Source organism: Parafrankia sp. BMG5.11, assembly GCF_004337455.1.
Genome location: NZ_SJXI01000017.1, coordinates 151024 through 176233, shown reverse-complemented (window position 1 = coordinate 176233; position 25210 = coordinate 151024). Strand labels below are relative to the sequence as shown.

Annotated in this window: 23 protein-coding genes; 19 read left to right on the top strand and 4 right to left on the bottom strand. The window is 72.5% G+C overall.

What is annotated here, in order from left to right; genetic code table 11:
* Positions 1 to 68: 68 nt before the first annotated feature.
* The 5 genes from E0504_RS13970 to E0504_RS13950 all read left to right on the top strand — a co-directional run bounded on the left by E0504_RS13970 (position 69) and on the right by E0504_RS13950 (position 6068).
* Entirely contained in the window at positions 69 to 263 is a 195-nt protein-coding gene (locus E0504_RS13970; RefSeq protein WP_112106118.1) for a hypothetical protein, read from the top strand.
* Positions 260 to 751, top strand: coding sequence for a hypothetical protein (locus E0504_RS13965; protein ID WP_112106119.1), 492 nt, complete (start codon positions 260 to 262; stop codon positions 749 to 751). The genes E0504_RS13970 and E0504_RS13965 overlap by 4 nt, the downstream gene beginning before the upstream one ends.
* A 278-nt stretch (positions 752 to 1029) precedes the next feature.
* Positions 1030 to 2898 (top strand): hypothetical protein, encoded by a 1869-nt coding sequence (locus E0504_RS13960; protein WP_112106120.1) that lies wholly within the window; start codon positions 1030 to 1032, stop codon positions 2896 to 2898.
* A 389-nt stretch (positions 2899 to 3287) separates the two neighbouring features.
* On the top strand, positions 3288 to 4475 hold the full coding sequence (locus E0504_RS13955) for a TAXI family TRAP transporter solute-binding subunit (protein WP_112106127.1): 1188 nt from the start codon (positions 3288 to 3290) through the stop codon (positions 4473 to 4475).
* A gap of 72 nt (positions 4476 to 4547) precedes the next feature.
* A complete protein-coding gene (locus E0504_RS13950; RefSeq protein WP_131624700.1) occupies positions 4548 to 6068 on the top strand; it encodes a serine/threonine-protein kinase in 1521 nt (506 codons plus the stop codon).
* A 7-nt stretch (positions 6069 to 6075) separates the two neighbouring features.
* On the opposite strand, the gene E0504_RS13945 is transcribed toward E0504_RS13950, so the two are convergent.
* Positions 6076 to 6990 (bottom strand): hypothetical protein, encoded by a 915-nt coding sequence (locus tag E0504_RS13945; RefSeq protein ID WP_131624698.1) that lies wholly within the window; start codon positions 6988 to 6990, stop codon positions 6076 to 6078.
* A 381-nt stretch (positions 6991 to 7371) separates the two neighbouring features.
* Here E0504_RS13945 and E0504_RS13940 point away from each other — a divergent pair, with 381 nt between their 5' ends.
* The 13 genes from E0504_RS13940 to E0504_RS13885 all read left to right on the top strand — a co-directional run bounded on the left by E0504_RS13940 (position 7372) and on the right by E0504_RS13885 (position 19895).
* Positions 7372 to 7584 (top strand): hypothetical protein, encoded by a 213-nt coding sequence (locus tag E0504_RS13940; RefSeq protein WP_071065982.1) that lies wholly within the window; start codon positions 7372 to 7374, stop codon positions 7582 to 7584.
* A gap of 90 nt (positions 7585 to 7674) precedes the next feature.
* Entirely contained in the window at positions 7675 to 8394 is a 720-nt protein-coding gene (locus tag E0504_RS13935; protein ID WP_112105701.1) for a helix-turn-helix domain-containing protein, read from the top strand.
* Between the two features lie 10 nt (positions 8395 to 8404).
* Positions 8405 to 9277, top strand: a complete 873-nt coding sequence (locus tag E0504_RS13930; protein ID WP_112105705.1) for a hypothetical protein — start codon at positions 8405 to 8407, stop codon at positions 9275 to 9277.
* A 73-nt stretch (positions 9278 to 9350) separates the two neighbouring features.
* Positions 9351 to 10487, top strand: a complete 1137-nt coding sequence (locus E0504_RS13925) for a Fic family protein (RefSeq protein ID WP_112105700.1) — start codon at positions 9351 to 9353, stop codon at positions 10485 to 10487.
* 171 nt (positions 10488 to 10658) lie between these two features.
* On the top strand, positions 10659 to 12812 hold the full coding sequence (locus E0504_RS13920; protein WP_131624697.1) for a serine/threonine-protein kinase: 2154 nt from the start codon (positions 10659 to 10661) through the stop codon (positions 12810 to 12812).
* A gap of 22 nt (positions 12813 to 12834) precedes the next feature.
* Positions 12835 to 13803 (top strand): class I SAM-dependent methyltransferase, encoded by a 969-nt coding sequence (locus tag E0504_RS13915; protein WP_131624695.1) that lies wholly within the window; start codon positions 12835 to 12837, stop codon positions 13801 to 13803.
* Between the two features lie 131 nt (positions 13804 to 13934).
* Positions 13935 to 14966, top strand: a complete 1032-nt coding sequence (locus E0504_RS13910; protein ID WP_112105704.1) for a DnaJ domain-containing protein — start codon at positions 13935 to 13937, stop codon at positions 14964 to 14966.
* A gap of 404 nt (positions 14967 to 15370) precedes the next feature.
* Positions 15371 to 15502, top strand: a complete 132-nt coding sequence (locus E0504_RS53450) for a hypothetical protein (protein ID WP_275078515.1) — start codon at positions 15371 to 15373, stop codon at positions 15500 to 15502.
* Positions 15503 to 15948: 446 nt separating this feature from the next.
* Positions 15949 to 16341: an OmpA family protein gene (locus E0504_RS13905; RefSeq protein ID WP_235013848.1), complete on the top strand. Its 393-nt coding sequence runs from the start codon at positions 15949 to 15951 to the stop codon at positions 16339 to 16341.
* On the top strand, positions 16338 to 17258 hold the full coding sequence (locus E0504_RS13900; protein WP_112105696.1) for a hypothetical protein: 921 nt from the start codon (positions 16338 to 16340) through the stop codon (positions 17256 to 17258). The genes E0504_RS13905 and E0504_RS13900 overlap by 4 nt, the downstream gene beginning before the upstream one ends.
* Positions 17259 to 17412: 154 nt before the next feature.
* On the top strand, positions 17413 to 17898 hold the full coding sequence (locus E0504_RS13895; RefSeq protein ID WP_071065975.1) for a hypothetical protein: 486 nt from the start codon (positions 17413 to 17415) through the stop codon (positions 17896 to 17898).
* A gap of 390 nt (positions 17899 to 18288) precedes the next feature.
* The gene (locus E0504_RS13890; protein ID WP_018500353.1) at positions 18289 to 19368 is read left to right on the top strand and encodes a hypothetical protein; all 1080 of its coding nucleotides are present in this window, start codon (positions 18289 to 18291) and stop codon (positions 19366 to 19368) included.
* A gap of 101 nt (positions 19369 to 19469) precedes the next feature.
* Positions 19470 to 19895, top strand: coding sequence for a DUF2203 domain-containing protein (locus E0504_RS13885; RefSeq protein ID WP_071065973.1), 426 nt, complete (start codon positions 19470 to 19472; stop codon positions 19893 to 19895).
* A gap of 406 nt (positions 19896 to 20301) precedes the next feature.
* Here the strand turns inward: E0504_RS13885 and E0504_RS13880 are convergent, their stop codons facing one another.
* Both E0504_RS13880 and E0504_RS13875 read right to left on the bottom strand, forming a co-directional pair.
* Entirely contained in the window at positions 20302 to 21324 is a 1023-nt protein-coding gene (locus tag E0504_RS13880) for a 1-acyl-sn-glycerol-3-phosphate acyltransferase (protein ID WP_131624693.1), read from the bottom strand.
* On the bottom strand, positions 21321 to 22247 hold the full coding sequence (locus tag E0504_RS13875) for a patatin-like phospholipase family protein (RefSeq protein WP_235013849.1): 927 nt from the start codon (positions 22245 to 22247) through the stop codon (positions 21321 to 21323). Before E0504_RS13875 ends, E0504_RS13880 begins: the two co-directional genes overlap by 4 nt.
* Before the next feature lie 200 nt (positions 22248 to 22447).
* Here E0504_RS13875 and E0504_RS13870 point away from each other — a divergent pair, with 200 nt between their 5' ends.
* The gene (locus E0504_RS13870) at positions 22448 to 23137 is read left to right on the top strand and encodes a hypothetical protein (RefSeq protein WP_131624691.1); all 690 of its coding nucleotides are present in this window, start codon (positions 22448 to 22450) and stop codon (positions 23135 to 23137) included.
* Between the two features lie 65 nt (positions 23138 to 23202).
* Here the strand turns inward: E0504_RS13870 and E0504_RS13865 are convergent, their stop codons facing one another.
* Complete coding sequence (locus E0504_RS13865) at positions 23203 to 25086, bottom strand: AMP-binding protein (protein ID WP_112105694.1); 1884 nt, start codon at positions 25084 to 25086, stop codon at positions 23203 to 23205.
* Positions 25087 to 25210 lie beyond the last annotated feature (124 nt).

Genomic DNA, 25210 nt, shown 5'->3' with positions numbered 1-25210 from the left:
CCCTGCCCCGGCGAGACAGGCAAATCGGGGCATTGACCCCAGCGGGAATCCCGGAGGACCGTCGTCTGATGGGCGACGTCGGCAAGCCGGAACGCATCGTCGAGGACGAACCGATCGGGTTCCCGGACGAGGAGCCACTGACGGCTCCCGCGCCGGTCCCCGCACCACCGGCCACCGCACCACCGGTACCGGCCGAACCGGAGAAGGAGCCGGCCCCCACCGGGCAGGCGGGGCAGGACGGCCGCGTGCCGATCCCACGGTGAGCCTGCTCGGGTGGCGCCAGTGGGCGGTCGACTCCGACGGCCTGCTGCGCCCCGCCTGGACCCCCTGGTCACCGTTCCCGCCCGGGTTCCTGCTGTGGCGCCCGGACGGCCTGACCGAGGCGCACTGCCTGCGCACCGACGACTCCGGGCAGGAGCAGCACGACCGCCTGCCGGGCGACGACTGCGTGTGCGGCCTCTACGCCTGGCGTGATCCGTCCCTGCTGGTGACGGCGCGGCTGCCCCGGTGGACGAGATGTCCCTGCGTGATCGGCGTGGCGCGGCTCGGCGGGCGGGTGATCGTCGCCGAGCGCGGCTACCGGGCGCAGCTGGGCTACCCGGCCGCGGTGTTCGACCCCCGCGGCATCGTCTCGCCCCGGTACGCGGTCGCGCGTTACCGCAGGTGGCCGGCCCTGGTCGCCGAGTGGCACGCCGCCGGGCCCCGCGGCGGCGAGCAGGCCGGCGCACACCCTGACGAGACGGGCGAGTAGCCCGATGACCGATGGGCGCGACCCGGGAGCGCCCACCGAGGAACGGTCACCCCACGTGACTTCGGCATGGCCGATACCTGAACGGGGGTAGCCAGAAGTGTCTTTGCGCCCGTAGAACGTCACACGTGGCGACAAAGATCGCGCGCCGGCCGACTAGGGTCAGATCTGCACACAACGGCACGATGCGGGCATAACCGGGTCTGGTCACGATAGATCGCTCCCGGGTCGGGGGCGCGCCCGGCCCCGAGTGGCGCGACGGCGCGCAGCGAGGGGGAACCGTGCGGACAACCGGCACCGCGGCGGATCCCGCTGACCCCGCCGAGCCGGGCGACCCCCTCCCCGCTGATCCCGTCCCCGCTGATCCCGTCCCCGCCGGTGCGCGGCGGGACGGGCCGCGGCCGAGTCACCGGCACCGACGTCAGCGGCGCCGCCGGCGCCCGCTGGGCCGCGCGGGCCTGGTCCCGGCGGCGGTCCTCGCGGGGTACCTCGCGCTCGCCGTCGCCGTCTTCCGTGCCGCGTGGGCCGATCCCGGCGGCGTGGTCTACGGCTACAGCGACTCGGTGCTGTTCGCGTGGTACCTGGGCTGGGTCCCGCACGCCCTGTCCGCAGGCATCGACCCGTTCGTCACCTCGTACCTGAACGCCCCGACCGGCACGAACATCCTGTGGAGCACGCCCGTCCCGCTGCTCGGGCTGGTGACCGCGCCGGTGACCGCGCTGTTCGGCCCCGTCGTCTCACTCACCCTGCTGCTGACACTGGCGCCGGCGCTCTCCGCGTTCGCCCTGTTCTGGGTGCTGCGGCGCTGGGTGCCGGCGCCGCCGGCCGCCGGCGCCGGCCTGCTCTACGGCTTCGGCCCGTACATGATCGGCGAGTCGTACGGGCACCTGCATCTCACCTTCGCGGTCTTCCCGCCGCTGCTGCTGCTCCTGCTCGACGACCTGATCGTGCGCCGGCGCCCACCGGGGCGCACCGGCGTGCTGCTCGGCCTGGCGGTCGCCGCCCAGGCCATGATCAGCGAAGAGGTCCTGGCCACCGCCGCGCTGCTCGGCGCGCTCGGGCTCGCCATCGCCGGGCTGGCCCACCGCGCCGCCGTCCGCGCGCGGGCGGGCGCGCTGCTGCGGGGCCTGGCGGCCTGCGGCACGACGGCCGGGGCGCTGCTCGCCTGGCCGCTGTCCGCGCAGTTCCTCGGCGACCAGCGGGTCCACGGCAACATCCAGCCGCACAACGTCGCGGTGTCCGATCTGCTGACCTTCGTCACACCGACCCCGGCCCAGCGGATCGCACCCGACGTGGCGCTGCGGCACAGCCTGCGCTTCACCGGCAACGCGGTCGAGGTGACCGGCTACCTCGGGCTTCCCCTGCTGCTCGGGGTGGCCGCGGTCGCCATCCGGTTCCGCCGCGAGCCGCTGGTGGCGGTGTTCGCCCCGCTCGGCGCGGTGACGGCGCTGCTCTCCCTGGGCGGCCACCTGCACGTGGACGGACGGGTCACCGGCATCCGCCTGCCCTGGCTGCCGTTGGAGAACCTCCCGGTGATCAGCAGCGCGCTCCCGTCCCGGCTCGCGCTGTACCTGGCGATGTCCGTGGCGATCGTCCTCGCGGTGGGCCTGACCCGCGTCGCCGCGTCCACCCGGTTCCCGCGGCCGGTCACCCGGGCCGGGCTCGTGCTGCTCACCGCGGTGATGCTGGCGCCGCTCGTGCCGCGCAGCCACGTGGCGACACCGGCCGCCACGCCCGCCTTCTTCACCGGCGACGCCGTCCGCGCGGTTCCCGAGGGATCGACGGCGCTGGTGCTGCCCTACCCCTATCCGGCCCGCACCGAGGCGATGCTCTGGCAGGCCGAGGCGGGCTACCGGTTCCGGCTCCCGGGCTGCTACTGCACCGTCCCGGGGCCGGACGGGCGCGCCGTCTTCAACGCGTGGACCGACCCGCTCAACGGCGCGCTGGTCGCGGTCGAGCAGGGCCGGTCGGACGCGGCGGCCGTGCTGGCCGATCCCGCCGTGCAGGCCGCCTTCGACCGGCTCGCGCCCGCCGCGGTGATCCTCGGCCCGAGCGCGAACCGGGACGAGCTCGCCCGGCTGGTGACCGGCCTGGCCGGCGCCGGGCCGGCGGACGTCGACGGGGTCCAGCTGTGGCTGACAGCGCCCTGATCACCACCTTGTGATCACCATTGGCGCCCCGGTATGTCCGGGATGTCCCATCAGTGCGACGCGCTGTGACCAGGTGTCCGGTGTTCGACACCCAAAGCGCGGGACAGGACCCGGACCCGGCTGTTGACTGCCGGTTAATCGCCGGTCGATAGCCTGCGGCGCAACGTTTCGGCGTCCGGTTCGGACGTGTCCGCTCCGGACAGTGTCGGGTACGGACGGTCGTTCTCCGGAGACAACTCGCGGCGTCCCCGGAAATCGCGTGGCCGCCGGCCACGCCGGGCGGGCGCCCGCCGTTGTTCGGCGACGAACAGTACGCGGAGGACGACGGACGGCGCGATTTCGGGTCGTCGCGGGCTCAGCAGACGCGATCGGACGCGGAAGGACGAGGGTTGCCCACGGAATCCAGGCTCGGCCGGTCGGGGCACGGCCAGTCGGGCGCAACGCTGACGACCCTGCAGCGGGCCACGGTCGTCGGCCTTGTGGCGCTCTCCGCCGCGGTGGCGGTCGGCCTCGGCCTGACCGCCCGCGACGACCCGCCGGGCACGGCCTGGCCACCGGAGCGGCAGGCGACGTCCTGCCACGACGTGAAGATCTTCACCGGCCAGGTGGGATCGCCCTACAACCGGTTCGCGCGGGTGCTGCGCACCCGGCTGCAGGCCGCGCCCGAGCACTGGGACGTCGAGGTCGTCCCGACCGGCGGCTCCGCGGAGAACATCTACCACCTGGAGGAACAGCAGTACCGGACGTGCTCGCTGGCGCTGGCCCAGCTCGGCACGACCGTGGACGCCGGGTCGGCGGTCAACCAGTTCTCGCCCCAGCGGGGCGGCCACCTCGTCGAGGGGCTGCGCACGCTCGGGCCCGCCCACGACGACCTCCTCCACGTGATCGTCCGCGCACCCGGGAGCAGCCCGCCCGGCACCGGCGCGGACGTGCGAACCTTCACCGACCTCTGCGACCGGGCCATCGCCGCCGGGCCGGCGGCCTCGGGCACCCGCCAGATCGGCACCGTGCTCCTCCGCGTCGGCCTGCCGGGCACGTGCACCCCCCGGCTGGAGGACTCCTCCATCGACGACGGGCTGCGGCTGCTGGTCGCCGGTGCGGTGGACGCGGTCTTCTGGGCCGGCGGCGCCGGCACCGAGCGCATCCGGACCGAGCTCGCCAATGGCGTGAAACTCCAGGTCCTCGACCTGGCGCAGTTCCGCGACGCGATCGCGGCGGACTGGGAGAAGGTCTACCACCCGCCTGGGCGGTACTTCCCCGGCACGGTCTTCCCACCCGGGCACCTCGGGCCACGGGACTACCCGGGGATGACCGACGTGGACACCGTCTCGCTGCCCAACGGCGTCCTGGCACACGAACAGGCCGACCCGGCGCTGGTCCGGCGGGCGACGGCCGACCTCTTCGGCGATCCGGCCGAGTACGAGCGGGCCCTGTGGGGCGACAACCCCGCCGGCCGACGCGTCCCGGACGCGCTGACCGTCTACGAGAGCCCGTTGTTCTGCTACGTCCCGCTGCATCCGGCGGCCGCCGAGTACTACCGGCTGCGCTTCGACCGCGGACCCGGCTGTGGCCGGTAGCGGCGCGGTGGCGACGGTAGCCGGTAGCGGCGCGGTGGCAGCGGCCCGGCTCCGGCCGCGCGGAGGTGGGCCGTGCTGCGCCCGCTGACCGACTCCGACCCCCGCGTCATCGGCCCCTACCGGCTGTACAACCGGATCGGCACCGGCGGGATGGGCATCGTCTACCTCGGGTTCAGCCCCGACGACCAGCCGGTCGCGGTGAAGGTCCCGAACCCGCAGCACGCGACCGACCCGGAGTTCCGCGCCCGGTTCCGGGCGGAGGTGTCGGCGGCGCGGGGCGTGCTCGGCCCCACGGTCGCCCGCGTCATCAACGCCGAGGTGAACGGCCCGCAGCCATGGCTGGCCACCGAGTACGTGCAGGGCCCGAGCCTGAACGCGGCGGTGAACGACGGCTGCCCGCTGGTCGACCGCCAGCTCGACACGCTCGCCGTCGGGCTGGCCCAGGCGCTCGTCGCCATCCACCAGGCCGGCGTGGTGCACCGCGACCTCAAACCGGCGAACATCGTGATGTCCTGGTCCGGCCCGAAGGTCATCGACTTCGGGGTGGCCCGCTCCGCCGACTACAGCGGCTACACCCGGGCCGGCGAGGTCGTCGGCACCGTCGCCTGGATGGCACCGGAGCAGATCCGCGGGCACACCGCGGGACCCGCGGCGGACGTCCACGCCTGGGCCCTCTGCGTCGGGTTCGCCGCGACCGGCCGCCGGCTCTTCCGCGGCGACACCCAGGAGATCGTGGCGCTACAGATCAGCTCAGCGCGGCCCGACCTGAGCGACATCCCCGAGCGCCTGCTCCGACCGGTGCTCGCCGCCCTGGACAAGTCACCGCACGACCGCCCCGACGCCCACGCCCTCCTCACAATGCTGACCGGAGACGGCCTGCGCGCGGAGCTGGCCGGCGAACGTCGGACAGCCAGCGAACGTCGGATGGCCGGCGCCGGCCCCGAGGCGGACGCCGACGCGACCCGGGCGACGACCTCGATCGGGGCGGGCACGAATCCGCCCCCTGTCATCGCGCACGTTCCCGACCCCCCCGGTCGCCCCGGCCCACCCGCCACTCCCACCTCATCCGGTTCCGCGGTGCCAGCCGGCTCCCCCAGCCAGCCAAGCTCCCCCAGCCAGCCCGGCTCCGACTGGCAGCGGGATCCTGTCGAACGACCGAGCTCCGCGACGCTGCCGGTGCGGTTCCTTCTGCTGTTGCTGGCCGCGGTGGGCCTGGCGGGCGCCGCCCTGCTCGGGGCCGCCGCGGCCGGTGTCGCGGCCGGCGTCACCGGGCCGGTCGGCGCGGGCGGGGTCGCCACGGCCTGCGCCCACGCGCTCGCCCCGGCCCGCGGACGGCGCGCCCTCATCACGGTTCTCGCGGCCGCCGTCGGCGCGGCGGGCGGTCTCGTGCTCGCCCGGCTCGCGGGCTTCGGCGCACCGCTACCCGTCCTGACCGAAATCGCGACGGCCTGCCTGCTGGCGAGCGCCGTAGCAGTCGTGATGGCGGGCCCGCCCGGCACCCCACACAAGATGCCCTCGCCTCCAGGCGACCCACCGAGCATCGAGGGTCCGTCTGAAACCGCGGTTCCTGAACCGGAGCGGCGGCCGAGGTAGCTACCGATCAGGAAGTCCTGTCTCCCGGACTGCGTCCCTGATGGCTGTCTCCGACTCGCCACTCGACGAACACCTCGCCGAGGTACTCCTTGGTCTGGTCGGTCAGATAGCCCCGGGCGTCCTCACCGAGTGGCCTCAGCGCGTGTGTGAGAACTTCCGAATGCAGCCCGGGTGCCGGGCAGATGAATACGGCCAGGATGCGCAGGGCACGAAGAAGATCTTCGTTGGTCAGCAGGCTCAACGGCGGCACGGCGTTCTTCAGCGCCTCGAAGAGAGCCGACCAGACCCTGTCCACCACCAGAGCCATGATTCTTCCGGTGACCTGATCGCGAGGCCCCTGCATGGACGAGCTCATCACCGCGCGGGTGATGATGTCTCGTGCTCTCTCCTGGACGCTGTCCACCACGCCATCAGCTGCCTCGATGACCTGGATGATTCCGACGATCAGGTCGCACCATCCGTGATCTGCCAGCTGACGCCGCACAGCCACGGGATCAAGGCCGGAGCCCTTCGCGGCCTCGTCGATCGCGCCCCGAATCTCCGGCCAGAGGTCCCGGGTCAGTAGCTTGGCGACCGCCTCGATCTGATCGACATCGGGCCCGGGGCCACCTGGCTCGTCGACCCCGCGGTCCCGGCACTTCCGATCTCCTTGGCTACTCTCGGCGACACCGTCCGCGACGTCGACAACGCATATCTTCGCGACCGTGAGGCGATTACCTTTGGTCCCCTTGAGGATTGTTCTCCCCGGGATCCTTACTAGTCCGCTTCCAAGTTCATCGCGCCGCCGCTCCCGCCCCTCCCGAGGTGCGCGGCTCATCGCGATGTGACCGCTCACGCCATGCAAGGAGCCGCCACATTTCCCGCATTCACAGGAAGAATTTTTTGCGTTCTCGCATCGATGGTCATGCTTGAACTCGCCCACGACTCAATCACCTCGGCTGATCGGGGTCAGGAACGGATTCGCCGCGGATGAAACTCTGGCGCGGTGCGAGCAGCGCTCATCTCGGCGGGCGGTGGAGGACGGACACACTCGGAGTGGAGCGCTTCGCCGCCCCGTCGGGGGCGCTTGACCGCCCGGAATCCCAGATGACCGGATCACCCAGCAGCACAGAGCCCAGCGAGCGCTTTGAGTAGAAATCGGCCATTCGCCGGTGTCACGACCGACCGAGGCATATCCCACTTCCACCATACATACCGATCATCCCCAGGTTCGGGGATTCACCACTAACGCCGGAGGACGCGCCCGCACCGACCGGGAAATCGCGGGAGAAATGTCCTGTTCTTGCGCCTGTGCAAGAACTGTGTGACGGACGATGTCGTGCGGGCCTGGCTGAACAACCGCGGTGGCAGCGGCTCCCCGTGGACCTACCTCGGTCAGGTCGCCACAGGAGCCGCGTCACGGGACGAGGTGCGCTTCGCCGACCTCAACGGGGACCACCGCGACGACTACCTCACCGTCGACAACGCCGGCGTGGTGAACGCCTGGACCAACAACGGCCTGACCCGCAAGGGATAGCGCCCACTCGCGGGCCGACCGGCAGCACCTCAGAATCCGGCCGGCCCGCGCGCGGCAGCCCGCCGGGCCTTCGTTGGTACGGTGCTGGGGATGTCGGCTACCTATCGCGAGTACCAGCCGCCGGCCGGTCTGAGGCCTGTGGCGGCCTGCACGTGGGAGCACGAGTCGGACGAGGACCACACACAGCTGGTGGTGCCCGACGGTTGCATGGACCTGATCTGGTTGTCCGAGCGGGAGCTGGTGATCGTCGGCGCCGACACGGGTCCTCGCGGGGTGAGCCTGCCGGGGCACGCCCGGTCGTCGGGCATTCGCCTGCGCTGCTCCGCGGCCGGCGCGGTTGTGGGGGTGCCGGCGTCGGAGCTGCGCGACCGGCAGGTCGACGCGGCGTCCGTGTGGGGTGAGCAGGCTGTGGGACTACAGCAGGCTCTCCCCGTCGCCGCACCCGCGCGGCGGCTGGAGCTGCTGGCCGACGCGGTCGGCCGACGCGACGCACAACCGGATGTTCTGGTGTCCGCGGCCGCACGCGGGCTCGCCCTGCCAGGCGCCCGCGTCGCGGGCGTCGCCGCCGAGCTGGGGGTCAGCGAGCGCCAGCTCCACCGCCGCACTCTCGCCGCTGTGGGCTACGGGCCCAAGATGCTCGCCCGGGTCGCCCGGCTGCGCCGTCTGGTGGGGCTCCGCGACGATTCGCTGTCGTCCCGCGCGTTGCGGGCCGGCTACGCGAGCCAGGCGCACATGAACGACGAGGTACGTCGGCTGACGGGCAGCACACCGGTCCGATTTCTGAAAGACGCCGCGCTGAGCACTGCCTAGCGTGGCGGCCATGCCTGTTGACGTCGAGTCCGCCGAGCGGTTCATGCTGGCCAACGCCCGCCTGCTGGATCGTCACCTGCTGGCCGTGCTGCTGCACGACGCTCCCGTGACGCCCGTCCTCGACGCGTTGCGTGCCTACCGAAACCCCGACGGCGGCTTCGGTCACGCGCTCGAGCCCGACGTCCGCGCCCCCGGCAGCGAACCGGCCGCCACGCTGCACGCGCTGAAGGTGATCACCGCGCTCGGTGAGCTCGCCCATCCGATGGTCGCCGAGGCCGCCGCCTGGATCGCGACCATCGCGGATCCAGATGGTGGCGTTCCGTTCGTCCTGCCCGCCGCCGCGGCGTATCCGCACGCGCCCTGGATGGTGCCCACCGAGGGCGGGTCGCAGCTCACGTTCGGGATCGCGGGTGCGCTGTGGCAGGCGGGTTCCCACGAACCCTGGCTGCGGCGCGCGACCGAGTGGTGCTGGGCGACGTTGAAGAGCCCGGACGAGCTGAGCGGCTACCTGCTGAAGTTCGCCCTCGGCTTTCTCGACCAGGTTCCCGAGCCGGCCCGCGCCGCCGCGGTGATCGAGGATCTGCGCCCCCGGATCGAGCCTGACGGCTCCATCTCTGTTCCCGGCGGAACCGAGAACGAGCGGATCACCCCTCTCGCCCTGTCGCCGAAGCCAGGCGGGCGCAGCCGTGCTCTCTTCACGGACGACCAGATCCAGGCTGATCTCGACCTCCTGGAAAAGGGACAGCGCGACGACGGCGGCTGGACGTTCGACTGGCTCGGCTGGTCACCGGGACAGTCCGTCGAGTGGCGCGGTCTCGTCACGCTGCAAGCGCTGGAGACGCTCACCGCGCACGGCCGGATCACGCTGCCCCGCGCCGTCTGACAGCTGAGCGGCAGGCCACGCCACACAGGTCAGCCCGCTCGACGTGATGACTGCATCAATCTATCGTTGATGCATGCTTTATCCCACTCCGGCCCTCGGGCCCGCCGACGATCAGGTGCTCGGCGAGATCGACGGCCTGCGGGATGCGCTGCGGCACCAGATCCAGACCACATCGCCGAAACGGACTGACGGGCTCCGGAAGTTCCTGACCGCCGACGCCGTCGCGGCCTCGAACTCCATCGAGGGTTTCAAGGTGTCCACGATCGACGTCCAGGATCTGATGACCGGCGAGCGGGATGTCGAAGTCTCAGACGAGAACCGCGAGGAGACTCTCGCCTATCAGCGGATGATGACGTATATCCAGACGCTCCACGACGCCGAGGACTTCAGCTACAGCAAAGGGCTGCTCAACGCGCTGCACTGGATGCTGCAGGGTCACCGGCACACCGTGCGCAAGCCGGCCGGGCAGTGGCGCCGGGGCCCGGTCTACGTCACCGACGCCCGCGACCCCAGCATCGCGGCCTATACAGCCCCGGGCGCCGAGGGCGTCCCCGCGCTGATGAACGAGCTCATCGGCTGGCTCAACGCCGCCGACGGCGCCCATCCGCTGGTACGGGCAGCAATGGCTCACCTGCACCTGGTGTCCATCCACCCCTGGGCTGACGGGAACGGCCGGATGTCCCGTTCGCTGCAGACGCTCATGATCGCCCGCGAAGGTGTCCTGGCCCCGGAGTTCTCGTCCGTCGAGGCGTGGCTCGGCCGGCCCGGTAACACCTGGGAGTACTACCGCGAACTCAGCGACCGGGGCGCGACGTACCTTCCCGACCAGGACGTCTCCAGCTGGATCCGGTTCAGTCTGACCGCCTACCACCAGCAGGCCCAGACCGTTCAGGGCCGGCTCGACCGCTCCGGGCGGGTATGGGGGGCGCTCGCGGAATTCACCGAGAGCACCGGTCTGGACGAGCGTGTGGTGAGCGCCCTGCACGATGTGGCCATGGCCGGGCGGGTCCGCCGCTCACGCTACGAGCAGGCCGAGGGCCTGAGCCTGCAGCAGGCGCAACGCGACCTGCGCGACCTCACGACCGCCCAGGTCCTGGAACCGGTCGGCCGAACCCGGGCCCGCTATTACCGGGCGGGCTCCCGCTTCCCTCAGTCGGCGCTTGACATCGCGGGCACGCCCATGACGTTGCGAAATCCGTACACCAGCTGACGAGCGACCCGCGGGCCGGCCGTGGCCACCCGCCGGCCGTGGCGACCGGCCGCTGTGGTCCGCCGCCGCGATGTCAAGGCCGCGAGATGTCTACGATGTGTCCTCGCGTCCCGGTCCGGGCGCCGGCCTGAGATGCTGACTCCGGGCGATGGGTGCGGCCGAGGGGGTCAGGTGGCGGTCGGTCCGGATGGCGCACGGGTCGTGGCCGGTCGTTACCGGCTGGTGGCACGGCTCGGAGCCGGTGCGATGGGAACCGTCTGGCGCGCCTTCGACCAGGTCCTGGAGACCGAGGCGGCGCTCAAGGAGATCGAGTTCGCCGGTGGCGTGCCCGACTACGAGCGCGCCGAACGGGTCGAGCGGGCGCTGCGCGAGGCGCGGCACGCCGCCAAGCTGCGCGGCCACCCGCATGTGGTGACCATCCTGGACGTCGTCCTCGAGGACGGCCTGCCGTGGATCGTGATGGAGCTCGTCCCGTCCCGGTCGCTGTTCGAGGTGGTGCGCGACGACGGGCCGATGCCGGTGCCGGAGGTCGCCCGGATCGGCATCGCGATGATCGACGCGCTGCTCGCCGCCCGCGCCCAGGGAATCGTGCACCGGGACGTGAAACCGTCCAACGTTCTGATCGGCACGGACGGACGCGTGGTGCTCACCGACTTCGGAATCGCCACCGGCGACGGCGATCCGACTCTCACCGTGACCGGAGTACTCGGCACCCCGCTGTACATGGCGCCCGAGCGGCTGAACAACGCTCCGGCCACCTTCGAGGCCGACATGTTCAGTCTCGGGGGGACGCTGTACTTCGCCGTCGAGGGCCGCCCGCCGTTCGAGCGGGAGAGTTTCGGCGCGATGCTCGCCTCGGTGCTGCTGCACCCGCCGACGCCGATGCGGCTCGCCGGTCCGCTGGCGGACGTCCTGACCGGACTGCTGGAGAAGGAGCCGGAGCGACGGCTGCCGGCCGGAGCCGCCCGGTCGATGCTCGACACACTGATCAGGAGCGGGCTGGCCGCGGGCGGCGGTGGTGGCGGCGGAGGCGGAGGCGGCTCGCCCGCCGGCAGCGCGACCGCGACCGGTACCGCCGTCCTCGGGAACCGGGGCGGCCGTCCGGTCGTGCGCGCGGACGGGCTGGGCTGGCAGGCCCGCGCGGGCGATGCGGGCGGCCAGGGCGGCGTCGGATCCTGGCGGGTGCCGGGCACGCTGGAGGGCGAGCCGGAGTTCGGCAGCGGTCAGTTCCGACCGACCGGCCCGGCCGGGGAAGTGCCCCGCGTCGATCCCGAGGCCCCGACGACCCTCGCCGGCCTTCCGCCCGTCCATCCCGGCGGACCCGCCGCCTCCGAGACCGACTGGCACGACGGGAACGACGAGGCGGCGGGCCACGATGACGCAGCGGGCCGCGGCGACGCGGACGGGCCGGTCGGCGCGCCGCCGCCGCCGGCCGGGGTCTCCGTCGTCGAGCAGGACGGCGCGCTGCTGATCACCTGGGAGCCCTCGCCGGGCGCCGAGACCTACCGGGTGATCCGGGTCGTCCCGGATCACTCCTCCGACGGCGGGCGGCGGGAGCGCAGTCTCGGCAACACCACCGCGACCGAGCTGTTCGACGCCGGGGTACCCAAGGGTGTCCAGGTGTGGCACGAGGTCGTCGCGATCGGGCCGAGCGCCGGCGGCGGTGCCCGGTCGGCGCCCGCCCGAAGCGCCGCCCGGGTGGTGCTGCCGCCGGTGACCGCGCTGCGCGCCGACATGACGGACGACGCCGTCGCGCTGTCCTGGCGTCCCGTGCCCGGCCGCGACGAGGTGATCATCGAGCGGACGCACGACGAGACGTCCTCGATGCGCGGGGCGATGCGCCGGTACCGCGGCTTCGGCGGGGCCTTCGTCGACAGCGACGTACAGGCGGGCGCGGTCTACCGCTACCGCGTGTGGGTGGCGGCGGGCGAGGAGTCGGACGGGCTGCGCCCGTCGGCCTGCGCCGAGGTCACCGCCCGCGTGATCGCCAGGCCGCGCGCCGTCGTCGACCTCGAAGCGCGCGAGACTCTCGGCGGCACCGTGCTGCGCTGGACGACCGTGCCCGGATCGGTGGTCCGCGTGTACGCGACCCAGGCTCCCGAGCAGGCGGGCCTGGCCGGGACCGGCCCGTTCGGGCCGGTGGACCGCGAGGTCGGCCTCGGTTCCCTGGAGGGCCGGGCCCGCCTCGTCGGCGAGAGCCGGCGGGGCCGGCTGGTCGACCGCGACGGCACCGGCACCGGCACCGGCACCGTGGTCTACACCCCGGTGAGCATCGCGGAGAACCGGGCGGTGATCGGCGCCGCCGTCACCCACACCGCCCCGTGAGCTGTCGGGGCGCGATGCGAGCATGGCCGCCGTGAACATCTCCACCTCCGAGATCGACGCCCGCGAGAACGACAGCGCCGAGCACGGCGAGCAGGGCAGCGACAGCGACAGGATCGACAGCGACGGCCTTGGCAGCCATGGCCTTGACGGCGATGGCCTTGGCGGCGACGAGCCCTCGACCGACGAGCAGGGCACCCGGCCCGCGTACGGGTACACCGAGATCGACTCCGCCGGCGCCCGCGCCGCGAACCGGCACTACTGGGATTCCGAAGCCCCCTCCTACTACGCCGAGCACGGCGACTTCCTGGGCGACGTCGACTTCTGCTGGAGCCCGGAGGGGCTGCGCGAGTCCGAGGCGCGGCTGCTCGGGGACGTGGCCGGCCGGGTGGTCCTGGAGGTCGGCTGCGGCGGGGCGCAGTGCTCGCGGTGGCTGGCCGGGCAGGGCGCGACCGTCGTCGCCACCGACCTGTCGGCGGGCCAGCTCGCGCAGGCGCGCGCGCTGAACGACCGCACCGGAGTGTCGGTTCCGCTGTTCCAGGCCGACGCGATCATGCTGCCGGTGCGCTCGGAGAGCGTCGACATCGCCTGTTCGGCGTTCGGCGCCGTCCCGTTCGTCACCGACAGCGCGGCACTGATGCGGGAGGTTGCCCGGGCCCTGCGGCCCGGGGGCCGCTGGGTCTTCTCGACCACCCACCCCTTCGTGTGGTGCCTGCCGGACGCCCCCGACGCCAACGGGCTAGTCGTCTTCCACAGTTACTTCGACCGCCGGGCGTACACGGAGCACTCCGAGACCGGCGAGCCGACCTACATAGAGGCACACCGGACGATGGGCGACCGCGTACGCGAGATCATCGCTGCCGGCCTGGTACTACTCGACGTCATCGAGCCGGAATGGCCTGAGGGTCACAACCGGGTGTGGGGCCAGTGGGGACCCCTTCGGGGGCAGTTCGTTCCGTCGACGTCGATCTTCGTCACGGCCAAGCCGGGCTGACGGCGACCGACCTTCGGGCCATCCGTGGTCTCGCTCACCGCGACCGCCGGCGGTCGACCCGCGAGATCCCGCCTACGGTGGGAACAGGTCGACGCGACGCCCCACTGCACGGGCGCCGGGAGGTGATCGCCATGCGTGATACGCCAAAAAGCCAGTCGGCCCAGTACTTGCGGGCCTCGATGTACGAGGTGCTCGGGATCGCACCCACGGCTTCGGACGAGGAGGTCCATGCCGCCTATCGGCGCGTGGTGAAACGCGCCCATCCGGACGCCGGCGGATCCCAACGCGCGTTCCTCCGGGTGAACGCGGCGTACCGGGTGTTGAGCGACCCCGGTATGCGGCGAGCCCACGATCTGTGGCTCGCCCATCTGCTCGACGCATATGACCAGCCGGGACGCTCCGGCGGCGCGCGCCCGCCCGGCGGGCGGGCCGCGCCCGGCGGGCGCCACCCCGCCGACGGGCGTCCCGGATCCGACGGACGAACGAACCCGGGCGGGCGCACGTCGCCCGGCGGGCAGGCGGACAACCCCGGACGGGGGGCTTCCGGCAATCGGGGCACCTCGGATGACCCGGCATCCCCCTCGGGGGGTGCCGCCCCGGGCCGGCGGGGAGCGTCCGGCCGGGCCTCCGATCAGAGGGGGCCCGGCAAGGGCACGGACTCCGCCAGCGGATGGGGCGAGGCCGGTGGCTGGGCCGCCACCGGTGGCTGGGGCGATGCCACTGCCGCTCCCCTACCCGAGGATGGCCGGGCGTCCGGCGGGCGGGGCAACCCGGACCGGCGGGCGCATCCGGGGCCGCGCGGGGCGTCCGGCGGGCGGCGACGCTCGCGCCGGCGCCCACCAGCCGACGCCGCCGAGTGGGTCGTGGGGCCCGACCAGGCCATGACACCGGACGGCGGCCCAGCCGGGCCGCCCCCGCACGAGGCGCCCGGCGGGGCCGAGACCTGGGCCACCTGGCCGGACGAGGACTACCCCACGCGGGGTCCCGGCCGGCGGGCACGGCGCAGGTACCTGGTCTCGATGGCGCTGTGCCTGGCCCTGTTCGTGCTGGCGGGCGCGGTGGTGCGGCTCTACTCCGTCCCGGTGGCGATGGGCATGATGCTGGCCTCGATGGTGATCCCGCCGGTGGCGGTCCTCGCGGTCAACGCCGCACGCCGCCGCTGACACGATTCCCCGTCAGCGGCCGCTCACCGGCTCGGGAGCCGAGTCCGGCGCGGAGTCGGGCGCCGGGCTCGGCTCCTGCCTCCGTGCCGGACTCGGCTCGACGCTCGTCTCCGGAAGCCGGGTGCGGCTCGCCCACGCCGACCGGGAGGACATCACCGGTCTCCAGCAGGGTCTTCAGGCTGGAGACCAGCGGTGGCCAGCCCTCCCCGATCCAACCTCGTGCTCTCGCCCCATGCCCCCGCCCGCGCTCCCGCCCTGGACTCCCACATCGGCACCCCTCGTCGGACGGTGCCGAAATCGCAGGTGTTATCGGCATGGTTCGGGGAATCCCTGCAACAGGTCGACGAACGGACAATGCGACCCCATGCAGGAGAACACCCGGGAACGAGCCGAAGGAGAAGGCGATGAGGTTGCTGCCCAGGATTCGCCGCGAGGCCCGACGCGACGTCAACAAGGCCGACCGTGCGGGAGCCCGCGGGCTTCGGCGGCTCCGCCGGCGCTCGCGCAGCCACGGGACGACCACCACCAGCTATTGATCGGCCGCCCCGGAACAGAAATACGCAATAACAGGGTGGGGCGCGACACCGGACGTCCGGTGTCGCGCCCCACCCTGTTCGGCTGGTAACGCGCACGGCACCGCAATCATCCGCGACCGGCACCCACCAGACCGATCCGCGACAAACATGATCGATACACGTCATACATCAACGCAACACGGATTAATCCCACGGTCGACACAACGCCCAAGCCTGGGCGACAGGGTGCTTTTCGGCACGGTTATGGTTGGCCCCGCACTTGCCGTTGGGGGCCGACCGTGTATCACGCGTTTCGCACCGCCGGACGTGCCGCGTCCAGGCGACGTCGGCGGTCCGGGGTTCCGGCGTGCGCGGCACTCGCGCTCACCGCCGTCCTCGGTCTCGCCTCAGCTTGCTCAAGTGACGCGGTCGCGTCCAGCTTCACCCCCGCGCCGCATGCCACAAGAGTGCCACCGTCAGTCGCTCCGGACCCGCTCCCGCCGCTGAGCAGCTTCATCACCCAGGCGGACGGCAGCCGGGTCTCGACCGTCAGCGCGGACTACCTCTTCGACGCCAACAGCGCCGACCTACGGCCCGAGGCCGCCACCGCGCTCGCCGGGATCGTTCCCCAGATCCGCGAGCACGACGGCCGCGTCGAGGTCGTCGGGTACAGCGACGGTCTCGGGTCCACGGAACACAACCTCGACCTCTCCCGCCGGCGCGCGGTGGCCGTCCAGGCCTACCTGACGAGCCAGGACATCCCGGCCTCGCTGCTCGAGGTCGTGGCCAAGGGCGAACAGGGCGCCACCGACGGGGTCGCGGACGCCAGCCGGCGCCGAGTGGAGATCGTGCTGCGATGACCGTGACGACAGCGACCACGACACCGGCGTCCCGGTCGGGGAACAGCGCGGCAGGGAACGCTGGGGACACCGCGGGGCCACCGCCGGGGACGTCCCGCCGCCGGGCCAGGGCGGGACGCCCGCGCGCCCGCGGAGCCGGTCTGCTCGCCGCCGCGCTGCTCACCCTGCCGCTGCTGACGTCCTGCGACGCGATGGACACGATGCTCGGGAAAGCGGCCGACGGCCCGCTCGACTGCACCCGCTACCAGGAGGACGCGCCCAAGGGCGGCGCCCCGCTGCTGATGCTCTACCTGGACGTCTCCGACAACTCACCGGAGAACGCCAGCCGTATCTCCGAGGGCCTGCGCCCCTATTTCGACGCCGCGCTGCGGGAGGGCCAGTACATCCGCCTCGTCGCCAGTGGCGGCGGGGACGCCGGACTGACCTCTTCGGACTGCCTCGACGGCGGAGCCGTCTTCAGGATCGACCGGAACAACGACACCCGGGAGGCGAAGGACCGCACCGCGGCGACCGACGCGCTCACCGAGGAGGTCGACCACATCGTGCAGGGCGAGCAGGTCCGCCCCACCGGCAGCGTCACCGGCCTGCTCTCCGGCGTCAACGACGAGATCGCCACGCTGCGGGCGGCGCCCGGCGTCGAGATCGGCGCGGTCACCGTCGTGGTCTGGAGCGATCTGCTCGGTACCGGTCAGGCCTCCGACTGCCTCAACGTGGACGGGAAGAAGGCGTCCGTCCAGATCGCGGAGGCCATGGTGCGCCGCTGCTTCTCCCCGGAGACCCAGCAGCTCACACCGATCGCGAACAGCAAGGTCCGCTTCATCGGCGTGAACGAGGGAGCGGCGACCAGGCCTCAGCAGGACATCGCCCGCTATCTCAAGGGCGAGCTGTGCCGACGGATCAGCAGTGACTGCGGCTGACGCCGCCCCCATCGCCCAACTGGGGGGTGCGCCGAGCCCGGGGATCGTAGCCACGCCCTCCACCGGGACGCACACCGCCGGACCACATACCGGCGGAACGCACACCGCGGTGCCGCGAATGCCCGTGGCCGACGCAACCGCGAGGAGACGACCCATGGGCCTGCTGTTCGAGCCCGAGGACCAACATTTCAGCCCGGCTCTCATGCGGTCGACCGTAGTGATCGTGACCTGCCTCGCCCTGCTCGCCGTCCTGGAGACCTGGGTCTGGCTGACCCTGTCGTCGCCGTTCGCCCGGGTGTCCGTCACCGGGTCGATGATCGTGACCGCGGTCAGCTTCTTCATCGCCGGCAACACCTTCCGCCTGCGCGACATCCGTCGCCGGGTCGGCAACCGCGCCCGCGCCGGCCGGATCGCCCCCATCGACGCGCTGTCAAGCCTGCCGCCGCGGGAGACCATCGCCCGCCGCTTCCTGCTCGGCGCGATCGGCGCCGTCGTCGGTGTCGGCACCCTCGTCCTGACCATGGTCTTCGCCGGTGACGAGACGGAGGGCGCCCGCGAGGCCATGGTCGCCTCGGTGCTCGGGATCGTCTGCGCGATGCTCTGTTTCGTGGGGGGAACCTTTGCCCGCCCGATCGACTGACGTTTTCCCGCCGCCGACCGCCGCAATCGTCGCCCGCGGAAAGGGCTGTTCTCCGCCCGGCCATCTTCCGCACCTCGGATGTTCGTTTTCGCCGGTCGGCCGCCTGTCCTCACCACCCGCGCTCACGCTTGCTCCTTCGCTGGCGGGTACGCTTGACCGCCCGCCTTCGCGGGTCGCCTTCACGGCCCGCCCTAATCGACTCACGACATCCCCGGCTACCCGACATCCCCGGATACCCGACCGCCCCGGCTTCACGTCCGTCCCAGGTTTCAAGGCCGTCCTGTTTTCTGAATTCTGAGGCTGACCGGACTCGACGAGGCCGTCCAGACCATCGAGGCCATCCGAACGAAGAGGCCGCCCGAACGAAGACACGGAAAGAGGGACCCTCAGGTGCTGCGCAGGGGAAATCGGCCGGGCCGTCTAGCCAAGCAGCTCATCCGTCAGGTCGGGGACGCCGACATCGCGCTGGCGGGGGCCGAGACCCGCCCCAAGGTCCTGAAGAGCCTGGAAGAAGCGGAGATCCAGGAGGTCCGCGCGGCCGTCCGCGCGGACGCCCGGACTCTGGAGGAGCTGATCGCCGAGCTCCGCATGGAGATCGACTCCAGGGCCGAGCGACGGGAACGCCGGACCGAACTGATCAAGAACAAGGTCGAGCAGGGCCGGCTCTGGCGCAGCGTCGGCATCCAGGAACGCATCCCGCAGATGCAGTTCGCGCCGGCCGTCCGCCACCTCATCCTGCTGGTGCTCGCCTCCCTCGACTTCTTCGTCTTCGCCGACGCCTACGGCGTGCTCACCGACGCCGCGGACTACGGCGTCAGCTGGTTCCTGGGCGGCATCCTGGGCATCGCGGTCTTCATCGCCGGGATGGTGCTCGCCCACGCGATCAAAAGCGCGATCCTGGCCCGGGCCCAGATCCAGCTCCTGAAGGCCGCGGACGTCGGCGAGGTCAAGATGGACCAGGAGGTCCGCGAACAGCTCGTCACCACCAGGACGTCGGCCCTCGCCCTCACCCTGACCTCGACGATCTTCCTGCTCCTGTCGATCGCGGGTGTGCTGGTGCGGATCCAGGGCGCGTCCGGCGACGGCGGCGACGGCCCGGCGATCCTCTTCACCGCGCTGATCCCGCTGGTGGCGGTGGCCGTGGAGCTCTACCTGCACGACCCGACCGAGCGCGACGAGCCGATGCCCAACGTCGTCGACCGTCGCCTGGAACGACGCCTCGCCAAGGCGGAACGGCGGCTGCGGATCGTCGCCGCGCAGGTCGAGGCCAAGGTCGCGAAAATCGAGAAGCTGTACCGGGTGGAGGAGACCATCCTCGACGTCGAGCAGCGCGACATGGGCATGCGCCACACCACCGACCTGGTCCTCGGCGGCGGTCACCAGATCCCGACCGTCGCGACGAACGGCCGCTCCGCCGAAGTCGACCGGGATCAGCTCGAGAAGACCATCAAGATGGCCCGCCGTTCCTGAATCCATCCTCCTCCGGCGGGCCCACCAGGCCCGGTGGCCCCGGTCGACGATCTCGGAGACGGGAGCCGCCCGGGGCCGTTTCCCGCGATCCACGAACGCGCGTGCCGGTCGGTGCCACCCGGCTGGGCCCGTTGACGTCCAGGCATGATGGACTGGACTGCGTGGACCAGATGTTCTCCGTGGACGAGGCCCGTGCCCTCATGCCCGAAATCCACGAACGCGCCGCCGAGTTCGTCGCACGGCGGGCGGACCTCACCGAGCTGAGCGCCGCGCTGGCGGATGGCGCGTCGTCCCCCAAAGGGGGACTCGCCGAGATGAAAGCCCTGCAGGCCTGGCTGTCCGAAGCGCTGGCCTGGTTCCCCGCCCGCGGCATCCAGGTCAAGGGCGCCGCCCCGCTACTGATCGATTTCCCCGCCATCCTCGAGGGCGAGAACGTGCTGCTGTGCTGGATCGAGGGCGAGCCGGATCTCGCCTGGTACCACCGGGCCGACCTTGGCTTCGCCGGCCGCCGCCCCCTTCCCAGCTGACCCAATATCCCCACCGCTCCAGATGTGTGGCGGGTGGGTGAGTCCATGGACTCACCCACCCGCCACACATTCTTTCGGACGGCCTGAAAGCCTCGAGTTCGGGGGGTTTGGCAGCTGGGGCAGGGGTGGTAGAGGGCGGTCCAGCCGCGAGAGCGCAGGGCCTGGGCGATGGCCGCCGCTACGCGGCAGGGATCATTCAGGACAATGAAACCGGGGAATCGCAGGACGAGAAGGCCTCGGGTCTGCAGGCTGTTGCCGCGGTCCATGTCATCCCACCACTGGCGGGCCTCGGTATGACTGAGCCGATCGAGACGAGCTGAACGATTCCCGCGGTCGTGGTGTGCCTGGCGCCGCCGGAACCGGCAGGCCGTGCGCCCTCCCGAGCTCCTCCTGACCGAGAGGGCGGTCAGGAGTCCGAGGACGTCGGGAGGGGGTTCGGGGAGCGGCGGGAGTCGATCCAGGCGTCCACCACTGCCCAGTTCATGGTCAACCAGTCCGCGCGCTCCGTTCCGGTGGGCGGCAGCTCGTCCGCGGGGAACCACCACCAGCGCAGCTCCATCGGGGCCGTCAACGGCAGGGCCTGCCAGACGAGGCCCGGCGTGACCAGGAGGTCCAGCCCCGTGTGGGCGACCACGGCCGTTCCCCCCACGGTTCGCGCGTCCAGCGCGGCGAGCACGCCGGCGGGGCGGGGCGGCAGCACGTGGGCGAGGTTCTCGGCCACCGCGGCCCGGCTCGACTGGCCGCGCAGCCGCAGCCCGCGGATCACCCGCCGGCGGCGCCGCGCGGTGAAGTTCGCCCCCTCGGGAAAGATGACGAGGGCATCGCGGGACGTCAGTCTGGTGGCCAGGTCGTGAACCCGAGCGGGTGCCGTCGGGTCGGCGCCCTCCGTGCGCAGGAAGCAGGCATCCAGCCGGCCGAGCAGGATGTCGATCGCCGGGTCGAGCTGAAGGCTCGCCAGGAGCACGACCCGCGGCGTGCGCTGGTAGCGGTCGAGCAGCAGATGGACCAGCGCGAAGGAGTCACCGACCCCGGCGTGCCTGCTGGCGACCAGGACGGGGCGGCCGGCGCAGTCCACAGTGCCCGCCGGCGGTTCGCGGACGGTCAGGCGGAACGCGACCAGCCGCCCGGCGGCAGTGACGACAAACCGCAGGACGCCGCGCAGCAGCCGCAGGTTGACCTTCTCCCACCTGGCGCGGAGCAGCGGCCGGGCCAGCCACAACCCGAAGCCGCTCACGATCACAACGGCCTCGGCGGCGAGGTAGGCCCCGGCCAGGGCCGCCACCCGGGACAGCCGTAGCCGGCGGTCGACGGGCGCGCTGAGCAGGCCGAGCAGAGTCACCAGGACACCGAGCACCGCGCCGCCCACCGCGACCGGGATGAACAGGGGATCGATCACGAGGCGGCGGATCGCCCTTGGTGGCACTCTCACGCCTCACGCCCCGAACGATCGCCGTCGCTGTTCACGACAAGGCCACGGCGAGGCTCGGGGGCGACGCTTCGGCCGCGGTCGGGATCCGGTCGAGGGCCGCGGTCACCGTCGGGGGCGCGGCCCGGCGTGGCCGGGGTCTTCGCGGCGCCCAGGCCTCGGGTGCCGGGGGCCGCCAGGAGGTCGAGGTAGTCGGCTGTGGCCTGGCGGGCGCGTTCGATCCGGCGGCGGACCCCGGAGGGGGACCGGTATCGCAGCCCGACCAGTGGTACTCCGGTGGCGTCACCGATCGGCAGCAGGTGGACGGCGACATCCGCCGGCAGGGCGGCCATCGCGTCGGCGAAGCCGCGGCGGCGGGCGATCTCGAAGGCCACGAGGCCGGCCTCCCACGGCCAGCGGCCGGGGCGCAGCGGCCGCTCGATCCGCCCGACGTGCAGGACGTAGACCGTTCGCGCGCCCAGCGTCACCGCCCGGCCCACGGGAGTGCTGTCGATGAGGCCGCCGTCGACGAAGTGCTCGTCCCCGATCTTGACCGGGGGTAGCAGCGCGGGCACCGCGCACGACGCCAGGACGGCGTCGACGAGCGGGCCGCGGTCGAACCAGTGCGCGGCCGCACGTTCGACGCTGGCCGCCACGCACTGGAAGGGCACCGCCAGCCGCTCGAAGGAGGACGGCAGGTTCGCCTTCAGTATCCGGCGCAGCGGCGCGTTCGAGTGCAGGTAGCCGTGCTGGACGACGGTGGCCAGCCGTTTGGCCGGCCCGCCGGCGAAGACGTCCGAGCTGCCCAGGTCGGCCCACAGCTCGGTCAGCCGCCCGATCGCGGCTCTGGACGGGTCGGCGGCGACCACGGCACCGTTGATGGCGCCCACGGAGGTCCCGACGACCAGGTCGGGGCGGACGCCCGCGGCCAGGAGCGCGTCGAGCATTCCCACCTCGGCGGCGCCCAGGACGCCGCCGCCGCCGAGCACGAACGCGACCGGCCCCGGCTGTTTCTCGGGCGGAATACTGGTCACCGCAGCCTGCTACCCCGCCGAACCAGCCCGGAACCCGATGGTCCGGCGGCGTCTGCGCCCCCCTGTGGCCTCCTCATCCCCGGCCGTCCGGGACGGGCGGCGGGCGGAGAACAATGGCCGTCATGCGCACGCTCACCGAGGACGACATCCTCACCGAGGATGACCTGGACGAGATCGTCATCGAGGCCGCGGGCGACGGCCGCCACCAGCAGGCCGCGGCACAGTTCGAGGATCTCGCCGCGCGGCCTGAGCTCCACGGCCAGGTCAGCGCGTCGATGCTGCTGGTCCACGCCGGCGGCCAGTACGGCCTCGCCGACGACTGGGACGAGGCGGTGCGCTGCTACCGCGCTGCCGTGGTCGCCAACGACACAGCGGCCGCCGGTTCGGTGGCCGCCGCGGCGGCGGCCGCCATGGCGGCGGATGACGCGGCGGATGACGCGGCAGCCGGCGTGGCGGACATCGACCCGCGGGTCTGGCTGCATGACGCGCTCGTGCGCAAGGGCGACGAGGCCGAGGCCACGACGCTGCGCGCCGAGATCAAGTCGAGCCGCTCCACGAATCCGGATGTGTACGCGGCGGTGGCGGAGACACTCGCGGAGCACGGCCGGCAGCAGGAGGCGCTCACCTGGTTCACGATGGGCTTCCACCGCTGCCAGGACGCGGATATCCCGGTCTACATGCTCCACCTGCTGCTGATCGGGCGCCGCGCGATACGCAGGAACCTCGGCTTCCCGCCGGACGAGCTGGACGAGATCGCCGACGCCTACGTCGACCACCTGGAGGCCACCGACAACCTCGCTTGACCCGATCAGGCCTCCCACAACATCGCCCGACCTGGTCAGGTGTCTGGCAGTTTCCCCGGGCTCGATCAGGTGTCCGGGAGGAGGACGGGGCGCAGGGCGTCGAGCACCGCGGCGTCCTCGATGGTGGAGGGGATCGCCGGTGAGCGGCCGTCGGCCAGTTCGCGCATGGTGCGGCGCAGGATCTTGCCGGAGCGGGTCTTCGGGAGGGCGGCGACGACGTCCACCCGTTGCATCGAGGCGACCGGCCCGATCTCGGCGCGGACCCGCGCGACGAGCTCGGCGGCCAGTACGTCCGGCGTGATCTCCGTTCCGCTCTTCATCACCACGAGCCCGCGGGGCACCTGGCCCTTGAACGGGTCGGCGACGCCGACGACGGCGCACTCCGCCACCGCCGGGTGGGCCGCCAGCACCGCCTCCATCGATCCGGTGGAGAGCCGGTGCCCGGCCACGTTGATGACGTCGTCGGTGCGGCCCAGGACGAACAGGTAGCCGTCGTCGTCCACGTAGCCGCCGTCGCCGGTCAGGTAGTACCCGTCGAAGGCCGAGAGGTACGAGGCGACGTAACGCTCGTCGTCCTCCCACAGCGTCGGCAGCGAGCCGGGCGGCAGCGGCAGGCGGATGCAGATGGCGCCCTCGGTGCCGCGCGGGACCTCCTCGCCCGCCGCGTCCAGGACCCGCACGTCGTATCCCGGCATCGGCACCGACGGGCTCCCCGCCTTGAGCGGCAGCGGCTCCAGCCCGAGCGGCGCCGCGCAGATCGGCCATCCCGTCTCGGTCTGCCACCAGTTGTCGACGACGGGCAGGCCGAGCGCGCCCGAGGCCCATTCGTAGGTGGCCGGGTCCAGCCGCTCGCCGGCCAGGAACAGCGCCCGCAGGGTGGTGCGGTCGTACCGGCCGACGAGCTCGGCCGCCGGGTCCTCCTTCTTGATCGCGCGGATCGCGGTGGGCGCGGTGAACAGCACGTTCACCCCGTGGTCGGCGATCACCCGCCAGAAGGCCCCGGCGTCGGGGGTGCCGACCGGTTTCCCCTCGTAGAGCACCGTCGTGGCGCCGACCAGCAGCGGCGCGTAGACCGTGTACGAGTGGCCGACCGCCCAGCCGATGTCGGAGGCCGCCCACATCACGTCCCCCGGCCCGATGCCGTACACGTTGCGCATCGACCAGGACATCGCCACCGCGTGGCCGCCGTTGTCCCGGACGATGCCCTTCGGCCGCCCGGTCGTCCCGGAGGTGTAGAGGATGTACAGCGGGTCGGTGGCCGCGACGGGCACCGGGGCCAGCGGGGGCGCGGAGCCGACGAGGGCGTCCCAGTCGTGGTCGCGGCCGGTCACGAGATCACAGCGGTGCTGCTCGCGCTGCACGATGAGGCACCCGGCCGGCTTGTGGACGGCCAGCTCGATCGCCGCGTCCATCATCGGCTTGTAGGGGACGAGCCGCGTCGGCTCGATGCCACAGGACGCGCTGACCACGACCTTCGGGCGGGCGTCGTCCATGCGGGCGGCGAGTTCCGGGGCGGCGAACCCGCCGAAGACCACCGAGTGGACGGCGCCGAGGCGGGCGCACGCCAGCATCGCCACGACCGCCTCGGGGATCATCGGCAGGTAGACGATGACACGGTCGCCGCGGCCGACTCCGAGCGAGGCGAGCGCGCCGGCGGCCCGGGCCACCTCGTCGGTGAGCTGCGCGAACGTGTACCGGCGGGACGTCCCGGTGACCGGTGAGTCGTAGACCAGGGCGAGCGCGTCCCCGCGACCGGCGGCGACGTGCCGGTCCAGGGCGTTGGCGCAGGTGTTCAGCTCGGCGTCGGGGAACCAGCGGTAGAACGGCGGTGCGCTCGCGTCGAGAATCCGCTCCGGGGGACGGGTCCACTCGACCTCCCGCGCGGCCGCGGCCCAGAAGGCCTCGGGGTCGGTCCGCTCCTGCTCGTACGCCCGCCGGTATGCGCCCATGCCTGCCATCCTCCCGTTCCACGGCGGGCCGTCCAGGCACTTCGGCGCCAACGGCGCCGTCGCCGGCCGAGCCCTGATGGGGAGAGCCGAGCCCGACGGGGAAAGCGGAGCCCTGGTGGGAAGA

What these genes read in the sequence shown, in the direction of transcription:
- E0504_RS13915 (WP_131624695.1), top strand. Translation starts at nt 12,835, where the DNA reads ATGGCCGCCGTGAACATCTCCACCTCCGAGATCGACGCCCGCGAGAAC.
- E0504_RS13900 (WP_112105696.1), top strand. Translation starts at nt 16,338, where the DNA reads ATGACCGTGACGACAGCGACCACGACACCGGCGTCCCGGTCGGGGAAC.
- E0504_RS13925 (WP_112105700.1), top strand. Translation starts at nt 9,351, where the DNA reads ATGCTTTATCCCACTCCGGCCCTCGGGCCCGCCGACGATCAGGTGCTC.
- E0504_RS13930 (WP_112105705.1), top strand. Translation starts at nt 8,405, where the DNA reads ATGCCTGTTGACGTCGAGTCCGCCGAGCGGTTCATGCTGGCCAACGCC.
- E0504_RS13875 (WP_235013849.1), bottom strand. Translation starts at nt 22,247, where the DNA reads ATGCTCGACGCGCTCCTGGCCGCGGGCGTCCGCCCCGACCTGGTCGTC.
- E0504_RS13935 (WP_112105701.1), top strand. Translation starts at nt 7,675, where the DNA reads ATGTCGGCTACCTATCGCGAGTACCAGCCGCCGGCCGGTCTGAGGCCT.
- E0504_RS13895 (WP_071065975.1), top strand. Translation starts at nt 17,413, where the DNA reads ATGGGCCTGCTGTTCGAGCCCGAGGACCAACATTTCAGCCCGGCTCTC.
- E0504_RS13865 (WP_112105694.1), bottom strand. Translation starts at nt 25,086, where the DNA reads ATGGGCGCATACCGGCGGGCGTACGAGCAGGAGCGGACCGACCCCGAG.
- E0504_RS13910 (WP_112105704.1), top strand. Translation starts at nt 13,935, where the DNA reads ATGCGTGATACGCCAAAAAGCCAGTCGGCCCAGTACTTGCGGGCCTCG.
- E0504_RS13970 (WP_112106118.1), top strand. Translation starts at nt 69, where the DNA reads ATGGGCGACGTCGGCAAGCCGGAACGCATCGTCGAGGACGAACCGATC.
- E0504_RS13870 (WP_131624691.1), top strand. Translation starts at nt 22,448, where the DNA reads ATGGCCGTCATGCGCACGCTCACCGAGGACGACATCCTCACCGAGGAT.
- E0504_RS53450 (WP_275078515.1), top strand. Translation starts at nt 15,371, where the DNA reads ATGAGGTTGCTGCCCAGGATTCGCCGCGAGGCCCGACGCGACGTCAAC.